The organism is Paenibacillus sp. FSL E2-0190 (assembly GCF_037992965.1).
Classification (GTDB): Bacteria; Bacillota; Bacilli; order Paenibacillales; family Paenibacillaceae; genus Paenibacillus_AQ; species Paenibacillus_AQ odorifer.
The window spans coordinates 86434-104796 of sequence record NZ_CP150306.1; the positions used below are offsets into that span (position 1 = coordinate 86434).

14 protein-coding genes, 1 tRNA gene and 3 rRNA genes are annotated in these 18363 nt (G+C 46.1%); all 18 read left to right on the forward strand.

The window, feature by feature from the left end; genetic code table 11:
* Positions 1 to 9 precede the first annotated feature (9 nt).
* A complete protein-coding gene (gene folB, locus NST25_RS00400) occupies positions 10 to 372 on the forward strand; it encodes a dihydroneopterin aldolase (protein WP_076138480.1) in 363 nt (120 codons plus the stop codon).
* A gap of 11 nt (positions 373 to 383) precedes the next feature.
* Positions 384 to 935, forward strand: a complete 552-nt coding sequence (folK, locus tag NST25_RS00405) for a 2-amino-4-hydroxy-6-hydroxymethyldihydropteridine diphosphokinase (RefSeq protein WP_076186832.1) — start codon at positions 384 to 386, stop codon at positions 933 to 935.
* Positions 887 to 1096 carry a helix-turn-helix transcriptional regulator gene (locus tag NST25_RS00410; protein WP_076309069.1) on the forward strand — a complete coding sequence of 70 codons (210 nt, stop codon included), beginning with the start codon at positions 887 to 889 and terminating at the stop codon, positions 1094 to 1096. Before folK ends, NST25_RS00410 begins: the two co-directional genes overlap by 49 nt.
* 33 nt (positions 1097 to 1129) lie before the next feature.
* Entirely contained in the window at positions 1130 to 2146 is a 1017-nt protein-coding gene (gene dusB / locus NST25_RS00415) for a tRNA dihydrouridine synthase DusB (RefSeq protein ID WP_076130084.1), read from the forward strand.
* 201 nt (positions 2147 to 2347) lie between these two features.
* Positions 2348 to 2827 (forward strand): transcription elongation factor GreA, encoded by a 480-nt coding sequence (gene greA, locus NST25_RS00420; RefSeq protein WP_036678719.1) that lies wholly within the window; start codon positions 2348 to 2350, stop codon positions 2825 to 2827.
* A gap of 248 nt (positions 2828 to 3075) precedes the next feature.
* Positions 3076 to 4593, forward strand: a complete 1518-nt coding sequence (gene lysS, locus NST25_RS00425; protein ID WP_076309074.1) for a lysine--tRNA ligase — start codon at positions 3076 to 3078, stop codon at positions 4591 to 4593.
* Between the two features lie 406 nt (positions 4594 to 4999).
* A 16S ribosomal RNA gene (locus tag NST25_RS00430) occupies positions 5000 to 6557 on the forward strand.
* A gap of 231 nt (positions 6558 to 6788) precedes the next feature.
* A 23S ribosomal RNA gene (locus tag NST25_RS00435) occupies positions 6789 to 9714 on the forward strand.
* Positions 9715 to 9842: 128 nt separating this feature from the next.
* Positions 9843 to 9959: ribosomal RNA gene (rrf, locus tag NST25_RS00440) — 5S ribosomal RNA — on the forward strand.
* Together the 16S, 23S and 5S rRNA genes form the textbook arrangement of a ribosomal RNA operon.
* Before the next feature lie 432 nt (positions 9960 to 10391).
* Entirely contained in the window at positions 10392 to 11849 is a 1458-nt protein-coding gene (gene guaB / locus NST25_RS00445; protein WP_036679982.1) for an IMP dehydrogenase, read from the forward strand.
* Positions 11850 to 11974: 125 nt separating this feature from the next.
* Complete coding sequence (locus NST25_RS00450; protein ID WP_076187220.1) at positions 11975 to 13369, forward strand: D-alanyl-D-alanine carboxypeptidase family protein; 1395 nt, start codon at positions 11975 to 11977, stop codon at positions 13367 to 13369.
* 112 nt (positions 13370 to 13481) lie between these two features.
* On the forward strand, positions 13482 to 14363 hold the full coding sequence (pdxS, locus tag NST25_RS00455) for a pyridoxal 5'-phosphate synthase lyase subunit PdxS (RefSeq protein ID WP_036679980.1): 882 nt from the start codon (positions 13482 to 13484) through the stop codon (positions 14361 to 14363).
* An 18-nt stretch (positions 14364 to 14381) separates the two neighbouring features.
* Positions 14382 to 14978, forward strand: a complete 597-nt coding sequence (gene pdxT, locus NST25_RS00460; RefSeq protein WP_076130391.1) for a pyridoxal 5'-phosphate synthase glutaminase subunit PdxT — start codon at positions 14382 to 14384, stop codon at positions 14976 to 14978.
* Between the two features lie 74 nt (positions 14979 to 15052).
* The gene (serS, locus tag NST25_RS00465; RefSeq protein ID WP_038568043.1) at positions 15053 to 16339 is read left to right on the forward strand and encodes a serine--tRNA ligase; all 1287 of its coding nucleotides are present in this window, start codon (positions 15053 to 15055) and stop codon (positions 16337 to 16339) included.
* A gap of 67 nt (positions 16340 to 16406) precedes the next feature.
* Positions 16407 to 16495 (forward strand) — tRNA-Ser (locus NST25_RS00470).
* 145 nt (positions 16496 to 16640) lie between these two features.
* Positions 16641 to 16982, forward strand: coding sequence for a hypothetical protein (locus tag NST25_RS00475; protein ID WP_036679977.1), 342 nt, complete (start codon positions 16641 to 16643; stop codon positions 16980 to 16982).
* 11 nt (positions 16983 to 16993) lie between these two features.
* A complete protein-coding gene (locus NST25_RS00480) occupies positions 16994 to 17146 on the forward strand; it encodes a small acid-soluble spore protein P (protein ID WP_036679976.1) in 153 nt (50 codons plus the stop codon).
* 105 nt (positions 17147 to 17251) lie between these two features.
* The gene (locus tag NST25_RS00485) at positions 17252 to 18343 is read left to right on the forward strand and encodes a hypothetical protein (protein ID WP_076130388.1); all 1092 of its coding nucleotides are present in this window, start codon (positions 17252 to 17254) and stop codon (positions 18341 to 18343) included.
* Positions 18344 to 18363 lie beyond the last annotated feature (20 nt).

Sequence of the window (18363 nt, forward strand, 5' to 3'; positions counted from 1 at the left end):
GGATTAATCATGGATAAAATGACAATGCATCGCATGGAATATTACGGATACCACGGTGTATTTGAGGAAGAGCGTAAGCTGGGACAACGTTTTTACATTGATTTAGAGCTTGAGCTTGATTTGCAGGGTGCGGGCTTGAATGATGATTTGAATCAAACTGTGAATTATGCTGAAGTTCATGAATTAGTCAAAAATATTGTCGAAATAAAGTCTTTTAAGTTGATTGAAGCTTTGGCAGAATATATTGCATCCTCCGTACTGGACACTTATACTGTTATCAATGCAGTAACGGTTAAGGTAACTAAACCTCATCCGCCTTTCGACATTCATTTTCAGGGAGTGACTGTAGAGCTGCGCAGAACTAGAAAGTGAGAACAAGGTCCATGAATATACATTCCACCTCTGAAGAATCAGAGGCTTATATTGCTTTAGGGGCTAATTTGGGTGACCGCGAGGGCACACTGTCAGAGGCTTTGAACAGACTGGACGCTCATGATGAAATATCGGTGGTCCGCTGCTCCAAAGTTTACGAGACAGAGCCAGTTGGTTATTTAGATCAGCCGCAGTTTCTCAATATGGCAGCAGCTTTGCGAACGACACTTGCGCCCGAGTCCTTGCTGGAAGTGATGTTGGGGATTGAAACGCAGTTGGGTCGTATCCGGGATATCCGCTATGGACCGAGAACGGTAGATTTGGATTTGTTGTGGGTTGAGGGTCAGATGCTCGATACACCACATTTAACGTTACCGCATCCACGCATGTTAGAGCGTGCTTTTGTATTGTTTCCGCTCAGTGACATCGTTCCACAGAATGAACAATCTTCCGGACTTCGCAAGCTGATTACAGCAGCGCTTCAAGACATAGACGGGAAGGAAGGAATTCGGTTGTGGACAACAAGCGTTTGGGACGGAGGGTCAGGGCATTCCGTAAGCTAAAAGGGTATACTCAACAGGATCTTGCGGATCTTGCCGGAATTTCCTTGGCTGTGCTTGGTGCAGTCGAGAGGGGTAACAGACGATTAGAAGATCAAATTTTAGATAAAATTGCGAATGTTCTCGGGGTTACAACAGAAGAGCTTATGGATCCCAACTCATAATTTCCAAGAATTAAAAGGCAGGAAGTGATACGAATGCTGAAGATTGGCGATATCGAGATGAAAAATCAGGTTGTTCTGGCACCTATGGCTGGCGTGTGCAATCCGGCTTTTCGTCTGATCGCTAAGGAATTTGGTACAGGTCTGGTCTGTGCGGAAATGGTAAGCGATAAGGCCATTATTCACGGAAATACACGTACTCGCGAAATGTTGTTTGTAGATGAACGGGAGAAACCGCTTAGTTTGCAGATTTTTGGCGGGGATAGAGCATCACTGGTGCAAGCAGCTAAAGTCGTTGATAAAGAAACCAATGCTGATATTATCGATATCAATATGGGATGCCCAGTACCAAAAGTGACTAAATGTGATGCGGGAGCCCGCTGGCTTTTGAATCCCGACAAAATCTATGAAATGGTCTCTGCGGTTGTCGATGTTGTCGATAAACCGGTAACCGTGAAAATGCGGATTGGCTGGGATAGCGAGCATATTTTTGTCGAAGATAATGCGCGTGCGGTTGAACGTGCCGGGGGTAAGGCTGTCAGCGTACACGGTCGTACCCGCGAGCAGCTTTACACAGGCCATGCGGACTGGAACTACATCAAGATGGCAAAAGAAGCAGTTTCCATTCCCGTTATTGGCAACGGGGATGTTAATACACCTGAAGATGCTCGGGCTATGTTGGATCAGACTGGCTGCGATGGCGTAATGATCGGGCGTGGAGCACTAGGTAATCCTTGGATGTTGTATCGTACGATTCAATATTTGAGCACCGGCGAGCTTATGCCTGAACCTGGTTTGGATGAGAAGATTAAGGTTGCTATTCTTCATATGGATCGTCTGGTAGCTCTTAAGGGAGAAGCTGTAGCTGTCCGTGAGATGCGTAAGCATATGGCTTGGTATTTAAAAGGCTTGAAGGCTGCCGCTAGAGTGAAGGATGTCCTTATGACAGAAACAAAACGCGATGGAATGGTGAGGATATTGAATGATTTTGTCGTTCAATTAAAGCATGAAGAAGAGAGCAAGGGCATTGAAATGTCTTCTTCTGCTGTATAATCGCCTTTTTTCTGCTGATATTTGAACACATCTGACTTTATATGTGGTGTCATTGACATTTTGTAGCGGTTCCAATATAATTTCACAGTATAAAATCGCCGTTACAGTAAGAGCAATGCAGCAGGGAGGGTTCTTATCCTTCTAGATTAGCATATAGTATGGTGTTTTCAATAATTGTATACGACAGGAGAATCGGTTGAGATGAGCGATAAAGAAGTCATCCTTACGCCGGACGGGCTAAAACGTCTGGAAGATGAGCTGGAGACCCTCAAATCCGTAAAACGCCGTGAGGTTGCTGAACGGATTAAGGTAGCGATTGGCTACGGAGATATCAGTGAGAACTCGGAGTATGAAGACGCGAAGAATGAGCAAGCTTTTATCGAAGGACGCGTTCTCACTTTGGAGAAGATGCTTCGCAACGCGCGTATCATCAATAGCGACGAGATCGTTACTGACGTAGTAAGTATTGGTGTTACTGTAAGTGTCGAGGATTTGGAATATGGGGACACTATGGAGTATACGATCGTAGGTACAGCAGAGTCTGATCCACTGAATAACAAGATTTCCAACGAAAGTCCGGTAGGCAAAGCTATTATCGGAAAAAAAATAGGTACGGTAGTTGATGTTTCTACACCTGCAGGAGTTATTCAATATAAAATTCTCGATATCAGAATGAAGTAATATACAGACCTTAATGTCTGTAAATAGATGTGCTGCCATATGTATTAGTCATTTCACTGTACATAGGTAGATAAGGGAACATGTTTGGGAAAGCTTCCTTAGGGAAGCTTTTTTCAAATCATCCAGAAACGATAGGTAAAACAAACTGCTTATATTTTGAGCTGGAACGGGACTGTCCTCTAACTATGGAGACGGAGCCGTTTCTTCTTGTGTATATGATATTACTGAGTTATAAGGGGATGAATCGCATGACCGAGGAAATGAACAATGTGGACAATGCAGAGAACGAACTTAGTGAGCTTTTGCAGATCCGCCGTGCCAAACTGGACGAGCTAAGAGGACTTGGTATTGATCCTTTTGGCAAAAAATACGAGCGCACAGCTAACGCTGGCGATATCGTAGCTAAGTATGATGGACTTTCCAAAGAGGAATTGGACGAGCTTTCTGTTGAAGTGAGCATTGCTGGGCGTATTATGGGAAAACGCGTTATGGGTAAAGCCAGCTTTGCGCATATCCAGGACCTTAGCGGAAGAATTCAGCTTTATGTTCGTCAAGACAGCATTCCTGAAACTCAATACGCGGCGTTTAATGTTCTCGATCTGGGAGATATTATCGGCGTTCGTGGAACAGTATTCAAAACCAAAACAGGCGAGACCTCCATCAAAGTGCATAATCTCGAAGTCTTGTCCAAATCCCTGCTGCCACTTCCTGAAAAATATCATGGTCTTAAAGATGTAGAACTGCGTTATCGCCAGCGCTATGTTGATTTGATTATTAATCCGGAAGTTCAACAGACCTTTATTGCCCGTTCAAGAATTATTCAATCGATGCGTCGTTATTTGGATTCACTTGGTTATCTTGAAGTTGAAACACCTACACTTCATACGATCGCCGGTGGAGCAGCTGCACGTCCATTTATTACTTACCACAACACACTTGAAATGCAGCTGTATATGCGGATTGCTATCGAGCTTCACTTGAAACGCCTTATCGTTGGCGGTTTGGAAAAAGTGTACGAAATCGGCCGTGTCTACCGTAACGAGGGAATGTCGACTCGTCATAATCCAGAGTTCACTATGATTGAGTTGTACGAAGCATATGCTGACTACAAGGACATCATGAATCTTACGGAGAATATGATTGCACATATTGCCCAAGAGGTATTAGGTACACAACTGCTGGATTACCAAGGCAAAGAGGTAAATCTGTCTCCAGGATGGCGTCGTGTAACTATGGTTGATGCTGTTAAAGAAGTAACCGGTGTTGATTTCAGCGTTCACATGACAGATGACGAAGCACAAGCTTTGGCAAAAGAACATCGTGTGCCTGTTGAGAAACATATGACGTTCGGTCATATCCTTAACGCTTTCTTCGAGCAATTTGTAGAGGAAACTCTAATTCAGCCAACCTTTGTAATGGGACACCCAGTTGAGATTTCACCACTTGCGAAGAAAAACGATGAGGATCCACGCTTTACCGATCGTTTTGAGCTGTTTATTGTGGGTCGTGAGCACGCTAATGCATTTAGTGAATTGAATGATCCGATTGACCAACGTCAACGCTTTGAGGCACAGATCCAGGAGAAAGAGCAAGGTAATGACGAAGCTCATGAGATGGATGATGATTTCATCCGCGCCCTGGAATATGGTATGCCACCTACTGGCGGACTGGGAATCGGCGTAGACCGTTTGATCATGCTGCTTACCAATTCTGCATCGATTCGCGATGTATTGCTGTTTCCACATATGCGTAACCGTACTGAATAGTATCTATAGAACACAGGGCTTAAGGGAGCTGTCTAAGGGCAGTTCTCTCAGCTACTGTTGATTAGAAGCGGTGCTTTCACTTAATTGCTCCTATAGAATGTAGAGATTTAATATTAGTTTCAAAAAAACTCTTGCAATGCATCTCCATACATGATATATTCTAAGTCCGGCCAAGAAGTACACATGCCGAGCTCGAAAAAGAAGTTGAAAAAAGAGCTTGACATTAAATAGCCGAACATGATATAGTATAAGAGTTGCTGCTGAGACATTAAACGGCGCCAACGAGAACTTGATCTTTGAAAACTGAACAACGAGTGAGTAGGAAATCACGTAAGTGAAATCCAAAATTAGAGAATTAATTTTCTCGTCAGATGTTTCAAAATGAGCATATCGCTCTTTTCAATACTAATTGGAGAGTTTGATCCTGGCTCAGGACGAACGCTGGCGGCGTGCCTAATACATGCAAGTCGAGCGGAGTCATTTTGAAAGCTTGCTTTCAAAATGACTTAGCGGCGGACGGGTGAGTAACACGTAGGCAACCTGCCCTTCAGACTGGGATAACTACCGGAAACGGTAGCTAATACCGGATAATTTCTTTTTTCTCCTGAGAGAAGAATGAAAGACGGAGCAATCTGTCACTGAGGGATGGGCCTGCGGCGCATTAGCTAGTTGGTGGGGTAACGGCCCACCAAGGCGACGATGCGTAGCCGACCTGAGAGGGTGAACGGCCACACTGGGACTGAGACACGGCCCAGACTCCTACGGGAGGCAGCAGTAGGGAATCTTCCGCAATGGGCGAAAGCCTGACGGAGCAACGCCGCGTGAGTGATGAAGGTTTTCGGATCGTAAAGCTCTGTTGCCAGGGAAGAACGTCCGGTAGAGTAACTGCTACCGGAGTGACGGTACCTGAGAAGAAAGCCCCGGCTAACTACGTGCCAGCAGCCGCGGTAATACGTAGGGGGCAAGCGTTGTCCGGAATTATTGGGCGTAAAGCGCGCGCAGGCGGCTATTTAAGTCTGGTGTTTAAACCTTGGGCTCAACCTGAGGTCGCACTGGAAACTGGGTGGCTTGAGTACAGAAGAGGAAAGTGGAATTCCACGTGTAGCGGTGAAATGCGTAGATATGTGGAGGAACACCAGTGGCGAAGGCGACTTTCTGGGCTGTAACTGACGCTGAGGCGCGAAAGCGTGGGGAGCAAACAGGATTAGATACCCTGGTAGTCCACGCCGTAAACGATGAGTGCTAGGTGTTAGGGGTTTCGATACCCTTGGTGCCGAAGTTAACACAGTAAGCACTCCGCCTGGGGAGTACGGTCGCAAGACTGAAACTCAAAGGAATTGACGGGGACCCGCACAAGCAGTGGAGTATGTGGTTTAATTCGAAGCAACGCGAAGAACCTTACCAGGTCTTGACATCCCTCTGAATCTGCTAGAGATAGCAGCGGCCTTCGGGACAGAGGAGACAGGTGGTGCATGGTTGTCGTCAGCTCGTGTCGTGAGATGTTGGGTTAAGTCCCGCAACGAGCGCAACCCTTAACTTTAGTTGCCAGCAGGTAATGCTGGGCACTCTAGAGTGACTGCCGGTGACAAACCGGAGGAAGGTGGGGATGACGTCAAATCATCATGCCCCTTATGACCTGGGCTACACACGTACTACAATGGCCGGTACAACGGGAAGCGAAGCCGCGAGGTGGAGCCAATCCCATCAAAGCCGGTCTCAGTTCGGATTGCAGGCTGCAACTCGCCTGCATGAAGTCGGAATTGCTAGTAATCGCGGATCAGCATGCCGCGGTGAATACGTTCCCGGGTCTTGTACACACCGCCCGTCACACCACGAGAGTTTACAACACCCGAAGTCGGTGGGGTAACCCGCAAGGGAGCCAGCCGCCGAAGGTGGGGTAGATGATTGGGGTGAAGTCGTAACAAGGTAGCCGTATCGGAAGGTGCGGCTGGATCACCTCCTTTCTATGGAGAATCGTTCTCTGCAATGAGGACATTCAAATCGGAAGCTAAGCTTCCAAACTCAGGTTTAGGCCTGTTACTCACTCGTTGCTCAGTTTTGAGAGTTTAAGCTCTCAAGTAAGACTTGATCCTTGAAAACTGGATACCGAAACGAATTTGCGTTTTAGAACATCTTTTAGCAACTTGTGCAAACAAGTAAATGTTATTAGTGAGATTTTTCTTCGGAAGAATCAAGGTTAAGCTAATAAGAGCACACGGAGGATGCCTAGGCGCCAGGAGCCGACGAAGGACGTGGCGAACAACGAAACTGCCTCGGGGAGCTGTAAGCAAGCTTTGATCCGGGGGTGTCCGAATGGGGAAACCCAGCTGTGGTAATTCGCAGTTACTCATTTCTGAATACATAGGAAATGTAGAGGCAGACCAGGGGAACTGAAACATCTAAGTACCCTGAGGAAGAGAAAACAATAGTGATTCCGTCAGTAGCGGCGAGCGAACGCGGAACAGCCTAAACCTAAGAGCTTGCTCTTAGGGGTTGTGGGACGTCTCACATGGAGTTACAAAGGAATATGGTAGGTGAAGAGGTCTGGAAAGGCCCGCGATAGAGGTAAAAGCCCTGTAACCTAAACTGTGTTCTCTCCGAGACGGATCCCGAGTAGTGCGGGGCACGTGAAACCCCGTATGAATCCAGCAGGACCATCTGCTAAGGCTAAATACTACCTGGCGACCGATAGTGAAACAGTACCGTGAGGGAAAGGTGAAAAGCACCCCGGAAGGGGAGTGAAATAGAACCTGAAACCGTGTGCTTACAAAAAGTCAGAGCCCTATTAATGGGTGATGGCGTGCCTTTTGTAGAATGAACCGGCGAGTTACGTTTAACATGCAAGGTTAAGCCGAGAAGGTGGAGCCGCAGCGAAAGCGAGTCTGAATAGGGCGAATTAGTATGTGGACGTAGACCCGAAACCGTGTGATCTACCCCTGTCCAGGGTGAAGGTGCGGTAACACGCACTGGAGGCCCGAACCCACGTACGTTGAAAAGTGCGGGGATGAGGTGGGGGTAGCGGAGAAATTCCAATCGAACTCGGAGATAGCTGGTTCTCCCCGAAATAGCTTTAGGGCTAGCCTCGGTATAAGAGTAGTGGAGGTAGAGCACTGATTGGGTGCGGGGTCCGCAAGGATTACCAAGCTCAGTCAAACTCCGAATGCCATATACTTATTGCCGGGAGTCAGACAGTGAGTGCTAAGATCCATTGTCAAAAGGGAAACAGCCCAGACCATCAGCTAAGGTCCCCAAGTGTGTGTTAAGTGGGAAAGGATGTGGAGTTGCACAGACAACCAGGATGTTGGCTTAGAAGCAGCCACCATTGAAAGAGTGCGTAATAGCTCACTGGTCGAGTGACTCTGCGCCGAAAATGTAACGGGGCTAAACACACCACCGAAGCTATGGCTAGATACTATGTATCTGGGGTAGGGGAGCGTTGTGTAGGGGTTGAAGGTGTACTGAAAAGAGCGCTGGACACTACACAAGTGAGAATGCCGGTATGAGTAACGAAAAGATCAGTGAGAATCTGATCCGCCGAAAGCCCAAGGTTTCCTGAGGAAGGCTCGTCCGCTCAGGGTAAGTCGGGACCTAAGGCGAGGCCGAAAGGCGTAGTCGAAGGACAACAGTTTGAAATTACTGTACCACCGTAATCCGCTATGAGCGATGGGGTGACGCAGGAGGGTAGTGACGCGGACTGATGGATGTCCGTCTAAGCAGTGAGGCTGATGTGTAGGCAAATCCGCACATCATTAAGGCTGGGCTGTGATGGGGAGCGAAAATTATAGTAGCGAAGGTCATGATCTCACACTGCCAAGAAAAGCCTCTAGCCAGGAGAAGGTGCCCGTACCGCAAACCGACACAGGTAGGCGAGAAGAGAATTCTAAGGCGCGCGGAAGAACTCTCGTTAAGGAACTCGGCAAAATGACCCCGTAACTTCGGGAGAAGGGGTGCCCCGGTAGTGTGAATAGCACGAGGGGGCCGCAGTGAAAAGGCCCAAGCGACTGTTTAGCAAAAACACAGGTCTGTGCGAAGCCGCAAGGCGAAGTATACGGGCTGACGCCTGCCCGGTGCTGGAAGGTTAAGGGGAGTGGTTAGGGGTAACCCGAAGCTATGAACCGAAGCCCCAGTAAACGGCGGCCGTAACTATAACGGTCCTAAGGTAGCGAAATTCCTTGTCAGGTAAATTCTGACCCGCACGAATGGCGTAACGACTTGGGCGCTGTCTCAACGAGAGATCCGGTGAAATTTTAATACCTGTGAAGATGCAGGTTACCCGCGACAAGACGGAAAGACCCCATGGAGCTTTACTGCAGCTTGATATTGAATTTGGGTACGATCTGTACAGGATAGGTGGGAGCCGTAGAAATCGGAGCGCAAGCTTCGGTGGAGGCGCCGTTGGGATACCACCCTGATCGTATCTAGGTTCTAACCTAGTACCCTTACCGGGTACGGGGACCGTGTCAGGCGGGCAGTTTGACTGGGGCGGTCGCCTCCTAAAGAGTAACGGAGGCGTTCCAAGGTTCCCTCAGAATGGTTGGAAATCATTCGCAGAGTGCAAAGGCATAAGGGAGCTTGACTGCGAGACCTACAAGTCGAGCAGGGACGAAAGTCGGACTTAGTGATCCGGTGGTACCGCATGGAAGGGCCATCGCTCAACGGATAAAAGCTACCCTGGGGATAACAGGCTTATCTCCCCCAAGAGTCCACATCGACGGGGAGGTTTGGCACCTCGATGTCGGCTCATCGCATCCTGGGGCTGAAGTAGGTCCCAAGGGTTGGGCTGTTCGCCCATTAAAGCGGTACGCGAGCTGGGTTCAGAACGTCGTGAGACAGTTCGGTCCCTATCTGTCGTGGGCGCAGGAAATTTGAGAGGAGCTGTCCTTAGTACGAGAGGACCGGGATGGACGTACCGCTGGTGCACCAGTTGTTCCGCCAGGAGCATGGCTGGGTAGCTACGTACGGACGGGATAAGCGCTGAAAGCATCTAAGCGTGAAGCCCCCCTCAAGATGAGATTTCCCAATTAGTAAGACCCCTTGAAGACGACGAGGTAGATAGGTTGGAGGTGGAAGTGCAGCAATGCATGGAGCTGACCAATACTAATCGGTCGAGGGCTTATCCTATACGTAGAATGCAGATTCGTTTCGGATTCAGTTTTCAGGCATCAAGCCTGTAACACGCTTAGAAATTCATTGTCACTTCTGGTGATGAACCGAATTTCACGCGGCAGCGTCTGTTTCACAGACGCATGTTTGGTGGCGATAGCGGAGGGGTTCCACGCGTACCCATCCCGAACACGACCGTTAAGCCCTCCAGCGCCGATGGTACTTGGACCGAAGGGTCCTGGGAGAGTAGGACGTTGCCAAGCACGCAAGACCACTGTTGAGTAATCGACAGTGGTCTTTTTGTTATGTAAATAAAGAATTCATTAGGCTATATTTTGAGATACTAAGATGGAGATAAGCGTGGCTTAAAAGGTGAACAGAGATGCAATGTGAATTTTTTACACACTAAATTGTCCGCCCAGCACGGACTAACGTCCAATAATTCGCTTACTCGGCGGCCGTTTTTTGAATACCTACTCTGATGATGTAATGTTCTTGACAGTCCAAATGCCCTTTGCTAAGATGGCAATAATATATTTTTGGATAAGCATCTCAAACCTTAATTGAAGATCTACACTTGTTCAGCCCCCAGATGTACAGAATTGTCTGTCGTGAATGGACTGGAGTCAAAGGTTCTTCTTTCATAAAGTTTGTAGGCGGGTATAATTTAAAACAACCGAGGAGGAATGACCCAGGTGTGGAAAGATAAGTTTGGTAAAGAAGGTCTAACTTTTGATGATGTGCTGCTGGTTCCGCGTAAATCTGAGGTACTGCCTAAAGAAGTGGATTTGACCACAGTTCTAAGTAAGAATGTGAAGTTGAATATTCCACTTATGAGTGCAGGTATGGACACAGTCACAGAAGCAGCCATGGCCATTGCAATTGCTCGTGAGGGTGGCATCGGGATTATACACAAGAATATGCCTGTAGAGCAGCAAGCGGAAGAAGTAGATCGTGTGAAGCGTTCCGAGAGCGGAGTTATTACGAATCCATTCTCACTTACGGCAGAACATATGGTATCTGATGCAGAGCTTTTAATGGGTAAATATCGCATTTCCGGAGTGCCGATTGTAGACAGTGACAATAAACTTGTCGGTATTCTGACTAATAGAGACTTACGCTTTATTCATGATTTCAATATTCAAATTAAAGAAGTTATGACACATGAGAATCTTGTAACAGCTGCTGTGGGTACAACCCTTCAGGAAGCAGAAGGTATCCTGCAACGTCATAAGATCGAGAAGCTTCCCCTTGTGGACGAGAATAATATTCTTAAGGGCCTCATCACCATTAAGGATATTGAAAAAGCTATTCAATTCCCTAACGGAGCCAAAGATGCACATGGCCGTCTACTTGTTGGAGCAGCTGTTGGTATCTCTAAAGACACCTTCGAACGTACTGCAGCATTAGTAAAAGCTGGTGTGGACTTGATCGTCGTCGATTCTGCACATGGTCACCACATTAATATAATTGAAGCGGTTCGCCAAATTCGTGAGCTGTATCCTGATCTTACGATTGTTGCTGGTAACGTAGCTACAGGCGAAGCAACCCGTGAACTTATTGAAGCTGGTGCATCTGTAGTTAAAGTAGGTATTGGACCAGGATCGATCTGTACTACACGCGTTATCGCTGGTATCGGCGTACCACAGGTTACAGCCATTTATGATTGTGCGACAGTTGCTCGCGAGTACGGAATTCCTATTATCGCTGATGGCGGTATTAAGTATTCTGGGGAGATCACTAAGGCTATCGCAGCTGGTGCTCATGCTGTAATGATGGGAAGTATGTTTGCGGGTACAGAAGAAAGCCCAGGGGAATCTGAGCTTTATCAAGGCCGTAAATTTAAAGTATATCGTGGTATGGGCAGCATGAGTGCCATGAAACAAGGCAGTAAAGACCGTTATTTCCAAGATGATGATAAAAAGCTCGTTCCTGAAGGAATTGAGGGACGTATTGCTTTTAAAGGGCCTCTTTCTGACACTGTTCATCAATTGATCGGCGGATTGCGCTCAGGTATGGGCTATTGCGGTACGAAGTCATTGGAAGAACTGCGTAACGATACTTCTTTCATTCGCATCACAAGTGCTGGACTTCGTGAAAGCCACCCGCATGATGTGCAAATTACAAAAGAAGCACCAAACTATTCCGTATAATGGACTAACCGTATTATTTTTTGGACAGACAGGACTATTTCGTCCTGTCTGTCTTTTTTTGCGGGTACCCCTGTGTTAGAATAGAACAAGCTATTGATATGAGATTTAAAGGAGAGTCGTAATCATTGAAGCACAAACGAAAATTTAATGGTAAGCAAATTGTAATTAAGACAGCGACTGTAGGTCTGCTTTTAAATATGTTAATGAACCCTGTAATTCCAGCATTGGCTGAAGCGGGCAAAACTCCGGTTACAACCGAAGGTGCCGCAACTGCTACTGAAACTGCACCCAAGACCAACGCAGTTAAGATCCCTTCTGTGGAATCTCTTAACTTGGAATTGAGTTCTGCTATTCTAATAGAACCAACTACAGGCCAAGTACTTATGGCTCTAAATCCAGATACACCACTCCCACCTGCGAGTATGACCAAGATGATGACTGAATATCTTGTATCTGATGCCGTGAAAAAAGGAGACATCTCTTGGGATCAGAAAGTTATCATTCAAGAGAATGCTTCCAAACAGGTCGGATCACGAATTTTTCTGGCAGCTGGAGATGAACATACGGTTAAAGAGCTATACATAGCGATGGCCGTTGGATCGGCGAATGATGCCACAGTTGCTTTGGCAGAATTGGTATCGGGTTCAGAAGAACAATTTGTAGAACTAATGAATCAGACTGCACAGAAGATGGGCATGAAAAATACCTATTTTATTAACTCAACTGGACTTGATCGGGCAGACATGCCGAAGAAATTCCGTCCTGATCTTGATAAAGAGACTGTAATGTCAGCTAGAGATGCAGCTACTCTTGCTAAATTTATAGTTACTGACCACCCGGACTTCACTGAATTTACAACGATTCAGTCTTATAAATTCCGTGATCGGGATACAGCGCCGATCATTAACTACAACTGGATGCTGGAAGCTAACAAAAGTATTCCCAACTTTAAGGCATATGCTTATCCAGGTCTAGATGGACTGAAGACTGGCCATACCACAAATGCAGGTAACTGCTTTACCGGTACTGCTGTGCGTGATGGAATGCGTCTAATCAGTGTTGTTATGGGTGCTAATTCAGAGGCACATCGATTCACAGAAACTAAAAAAGTGCTCGACTACGGATTTAACAACTTTGAAATCAAACAGGTTGTAGCTCCGAAGGCTGTTATTGCTGGCACGGAAACAGTTCCGGTACTGAAAGGCAAGAATAAAGATGTTTCTATAGTTACTGATGAAGGAGTTTCTTTCATTGTTCCTAAGGGAACGGTTTCTCCTGAAGTTACTACAACTGTTGTAACAAATGACCCTGCAACTTTGGTTGCTCCTATAGCTCAGTCCTCTAAAGTAGGTAAAGTTACCTATTCCTACAAGGCTGAAGGCATGCAAGCAGCACAGGAGAAAACAGTTAATCTGATCACTGTAGAGGAAGCTGAGAAAGCTGGCTGGTTCAAGTTGTTCCTTAGAGCGATTGGCGATTTCTTCGGTGATTTATTTTCAGGGATCAAGAACTTGTTCTAATGCAGTTTGGTGTCGAAATCAGCAGTAAATCCGAGTAAATGGGTTGTAGATTTCCCTTCATTGGGGTAAAATTACAAGTTAGATTAAGATAGATCATTCGGGGGGTTAGGACATGGAAACAGGTACATCGCGAGTTAAAAGAGGCATGGCAGAAATGCAAAAAGGCGGCGTCATTATGGACGTCATGAATGCAGAGCAAGCAAAAATTGCTGAGGCTGCTGGTGCAGTTGCTGTTATGGCTCTGGAACGCGTACCTTCTGACATTCGTGCAGCTGGCGGTGTAGCACGGATGGCCGATCCTACAATTGTAGAAGAGGTTCTCAAGGTGGTAAGTATCCCTGTTATGGCTAAGGCTCGTATCGGCCATTATGTAGAAGCGAAAGTTCTAGAATCTTTGGGTGTTGATTACTTGGATGAGAGTGAAGTTCTTACTCCTGCTGATGAAGTATTCCATATTGATAAACATGAGTTCACCGTTCCTTTTGTATGTGGAGCGAAGGATCTGGGAGAAGCACTGAGACGTATTAACGAAGGTGCCTCCATGATCCGTACAAAAGGTGAACCAGGAACAGGCAACATTGTTGAGGCCGTGCGTCACATGCGCTTTATCAACAGTCAAATCCGTAAAGTAACGAATTTGTCCAAGGACGAGCTATATAATGAGGCAAAGAACCTGGGAGTTTCCTACGAGCTGTTGCTCGAAGTACATGAGCTTGGCAAACTGCCGGTTGTTAACTTTGCCGCTGGGGGTGTAGCTACTCCTGCAGATGCTGCTCTTATGATGCATTTGGGTGCTGATGGTGTATTCGTAGGCTCGGGTATTTTTAAATCGGACAATCCTGAGAAATTTGCGCGTGCGATTGTTGAAGCCACTACACACTATACTGATTACAAACTGATTGCTGAAGTATCCAAGAACCTTGGTGCACCAATGAAGGGGATTGATATTGCAACTCTCACCCCGGCTGAACGTATGTCGGAGCGTGGCCGTTAATAGAGAGAAGGTTGTAGGATGAAGATAGGAGTATTGGCGCTGCAAGGCGCTGTTACGGAGCATATTGTTAGTATAGAGAAGACCGGTGCAGAAGGCGTGCCTATCAAGCGTGTGGAGCAGCTAGAAGAAGTTGAAGGCCTGATTATCCCCGGCGGAGAAAGTACAACGATTGGAAAGCTAATGCGGAAATATGGCTTCATAGAAGCCATCCGTGATTTTTCTGATCAGGGAAAGCCTATTTTTGGCACATGTGCGGGTATGATCGTGCTGGCCAAAAAAATTGCCGGTGGTGAACCGGGGCATTTGGAGCTGATGGATATTACCGTAGCCCGGAATGCATTCGGCCGCCAACGGGAAAGCTTTGAATGTGATCTGGAGGTTAAAGGCATTGATGAGCCGGTTCGTGCTGTATTTATACGTGCACCGCTTATCAACGAGGTAGGACCGGGAGTTGATGTGCTTACAGTCTATAATGATGAGATTGTAACCGCGCGCGAAGGGAACTTGCTGGTGTCTTCTTTTCATCCAGAACTGACCGATGATTTCAGACTGCACCAATATTTTGCCGATATGGTAGAGGCGAATAGGGAAGTCCAACAACAAAATCGCATATAAAGAACATCCTGACTCTTTCAAAGCTGTAATCAGCATTTTGAAAGAGTTTAGGCTGTTTTCAGGAGGGAAACTTTGTGTTAGATGTAAAAATACTACGTAGTGATTACGCAAGAGTGGAAGAGGCTTTAGAAAAACGGGGCAAATCGCTGGACTTAATTGCTGATTTTCCACAACTTGATTTGCGTCGACGAGAATTACTGCAAGAAACCGAAGGTCTTAAGAACCGTCGTAATACAGTTTCAGGTGAAGTGGCGAAAAAGAAAAAGAACGGCGAACCAGCAGATGATTTAATTACAGAAATGCGTACAGTGTCTGACCGAATTAAAGAGCTTGATGATGAAGTACGTGAACTGGAAGCTCAGATTGCTGATCTTACTATGAATATCCCTAATATTCCTCATGATTCAGTTCCAGTAGGGAAGTCTGAGGATGATAACGTTGAATTACGCCGCTGGTCGGAGCCCAAAGAGTTCGGATTCACTCCGAAATCACATTGGGAGCTTGCGCAGCAGCTTGATATTATTGATTTTGAAGCTGCAGCAAAGGTTACAGGATCCCGGTTTGTTTTCTATAAAGGACTTGGAGCACGTCTAGAACGGGCGCTGATTAACTTTATGATGGATCTTCACAGTGGTGAGCATAACTATGAGGAAATGCTGCCGCCTTACATTGTAAACAAAGACAGCTTGTATGGTACAGGACAACTGCCTAAATTCGAAGAGGATCTGTTCAAGCTGCGGGATACCGAATACTATTTGATTCCTACAGCTGAAGTACCGGTAACGAACTACTATCGCGAAGAGATTTTGACGGCAGCTGACCTGCCTAAATACCATGTAGCTTACAGCTCTTGTTTCCGTTCTGAGGCGGGCTCGGCGGGCCGTGATACTCGCGGTTTGATTCGCCAGCATCAATTCAACAAGGTAGAGTTGGTGAAGCTCACCACCCCTGAATCCTCTTATGAGGAATTAGAAAAAATGACAGCAGATGCTGAAAGTGTGCTGCAGCTGTTGGGACTGCCTTATCGTGTACTTGGGTTATGTACGGCTGATATGGGCTTTACATCGGCTAAGACGTATGATTTGGAAGTGTGGTTGCCTGAGAGTGGGATGTACCGTGAGATCTCCTCTTGCTCAAATACAGAAGACTTCCAAGCACGCCGGGCAAATATTCGTTTCCGTAAGGATCCAAAATCGAAGCCTGAATTTGTTCATACGCTGAACGGCTCTGCTTTGGCTGTTGGACGTACGGTTGCTGCAATTCTTGAGAATTATCAGCAAGAGGATGGCAGTGTTCTGATTCCAGAATGCCTACAACCTTATATGCGCAATGTAAAATCGATACAACCAAAAACTATTTAAAGATATAGTTGCTTTTTCTTTGCATTGTATGGTACAATCCTAATGCATGTGAAATTTAAATGCATTTGGAGAGGTACCGAAGCGGTCATAACGGGGCGGTCTTGAAAACCGTTAGGGTGCAAGCCCACATGGGTTCGAATCCCATCCTCTCCGCCATTCCTTTATGAACTTAAAGAATAATTAGATAGAAACCGTTCCCTCTGGGGGACGGTTTTTTGTTTTGTTTGGTAGACCCAGTTCTATTGAGAATAAAAAGCTTCATTTCTCCGCAATGTATTAGAGAAGGAGGATGATCATAATCATGGATAGATCATTAGAAGTTGATCAGCATAAGCTTGTCTCAGCCTGGCAGGAGCGCTTGCCGGCGTTGATGGATGATGGGGATAGTTTCAGTGTGCTGGCGGATAATGGGGATCCGAATAGCTTGCTGATTCATTTTAATGCGGCAGGTCATCAAGGCTATTCGCTGGATTTTCGCTGCAAGTATGTAGATAGCAGAGAAGTGGCAGTGGATCTGCTGGATGTGGAACAGAGCGGTCTCCATATTGATGAGCGTAGTGATGCCGTACAGCAGCTGGCACAGCAATACTCACGGCAAATTCATGAATGTGCTCAGGCTCTTCAGAACTTGACCAATCCTTAGGAGGAATGAAAATGTCGAAACCAAAAAGTATCCCTGTTCCTGGGGCAGAGCCAACAAGTGGTGAGCGGAGAAAAGACCATGCTCCTTCAGGTCCAGAACCGCTTTCAGGTTCTAAAAAGGTGAAACAAGCGAACCATGTTGACCACCATAATCCACAAGGTTAACAAATAAAAACGTTAAGAATTTTAAAGAAGTGTTTCTTGATTTTTACAAATGGTTTATCATAGGAGGGGGAGAGATTTCTTTTACAATGGGAGAGGAGAACAATAATGAACAAAAAGTGGGGTTTGTCGGCCGCTGCATTGCTGCTTACAGCAGCAGTAATTCTGCCGGGATGTGCAAGTAAACAGGAGGCGCCAAAAGAGGCCTTAAAATCAGCCGCTACTAAAGCGACTACAATGTCATCTTATGAGATGAAGAGTAAATTCACGATCAACGATCTTACGATCGAGACCTCTGACGCTGAATCTGCTGCAATGACTACACAGGTACTTAGTATGCTTAAGAATGCTGATATTACCATTGATGGGGTATATCAAGCAGAGCCAATGCAGACAGAACTAACTATGGTTCTGAATCTGAAAGGCGATATGAGCATGAGCTTTAATGTTCCTATGGTAATGACTGCCGAGAAGTTGTATGTTAAGATTCCATCTATTCCTTTCGTACCGATTCCTGAGACAATCCTCAATAAGTTTGTAGAGGTTGATCTGAAGGCGTTGGCAGAGCAGGAGGGTGCAGAATTTAACCCAAGTACGATGGATACTCAAAAAATGCAGAAGCTGTCTAATGAAGTGGTGGACACTGTCCTAGCTGAATATGACGAAGAAAAATATTTTAACGAGATTGATCCCAAAGATGCTAATTTACCAGAAGGTGTGGAAGCTAAACAAGTCGTTCAGTTCCAAGTGACTAACGATAATGTTAAAGAAGCAATCACTATCTTGGTGAATAATGCCCTGCCAAAAATCATTGATATCGTAAGCAAGGAAGAATACAAGGATATGCTGCAGATTAAAGATGCAGATCTAGCTAAGGCTAAAGAAGAACTGACATCAGGTGAAGCTAGAACTGAATTGGATAAGGGCTTAGCTGATCTTGATAAGTACCTTACCATCAACCAGTTCCACTATAATACTGCGATCAATAAGGACGGATACGCTGTGTATCAGGATTTATTGATGGATGTTAAAGTAAATGATCCGGAAGATGGCACAAAAGTGGCCTTCTCAGTAAATGGAACGGGCCAATACAGCAAGATCAACGAAAAGCCGGTATTCAAGATTGGTATCCCTCAAGGTGATGATGTAATTACAATGGATCAACTTGGAGAAGAATTCGGTGGTTTGGGAACTTATTAATCCCAGTTCGCAAGATAAAG

Coding starts and splice junctions, on each gene's coding strand:
- NST25_RS00475 (WP_036679977.1), top strand. CDS start 16,641: ATGGATAGATCATTAGAAGTTGATCAGCATAAGCTTGTCTCAGCCTGG.
- dusB (WP_076130084.1), top strand. CDS start 1,130: ATGCTGAAGATTGGCGATATCGAGATGAAAAATCAGGTTGTTCTGGCA.
- pdxS (WP_036679980.1), top strand. CDS start 13,482: ATGGAAACAGGTACATCGCGAGTTAAAAGAGGCATGGCAGAAATGCAA.
- folB (WP_076138480.1), top strand. CDS start 10: ATGGATAAAATGACAATGCATCGCATGGAATATTACGGATACCACGGT.
- folK (WP_076186832.1), top strand. CDS start 384: ATGAATATACATTCCACCTCTGAAGAATCAGAGGCTTATATTGCTTTA.
- NST25_RS00485 (WP_076130388.1), top strand. CDS start 17,252: ATGAACAAAAAGTGGGGTTTGTCGGCCGCTGCATTGCTGCTTACAGCA.
- NST25_RS00480 (WP_036679976.1), top strand. CDS start 16,994: ATGTCGAAACCAAAAAGTATCCCTGTTCCTGGGGCAGAGCCAACAAGT.
- greA (WP_036678719.1), top strand. CDS start 2,348: ATGAGCGATAAAGAAGTCATCCTTACGCCGGACGGGCTAAAACGTCTG.
- lysS (WP_076309074.1), top strand. CDS start 3,076: ATGACCGAGGAAATGAACAATGTGGACAATGCAGAGAACGAACTTAGT.
- pdxT (WP_076130391.1), top strand. CDS start 14,382: ATGAAGATAGGAGTATTGGCGCTGCAAGGCGCTGTTACGGAGCATATT.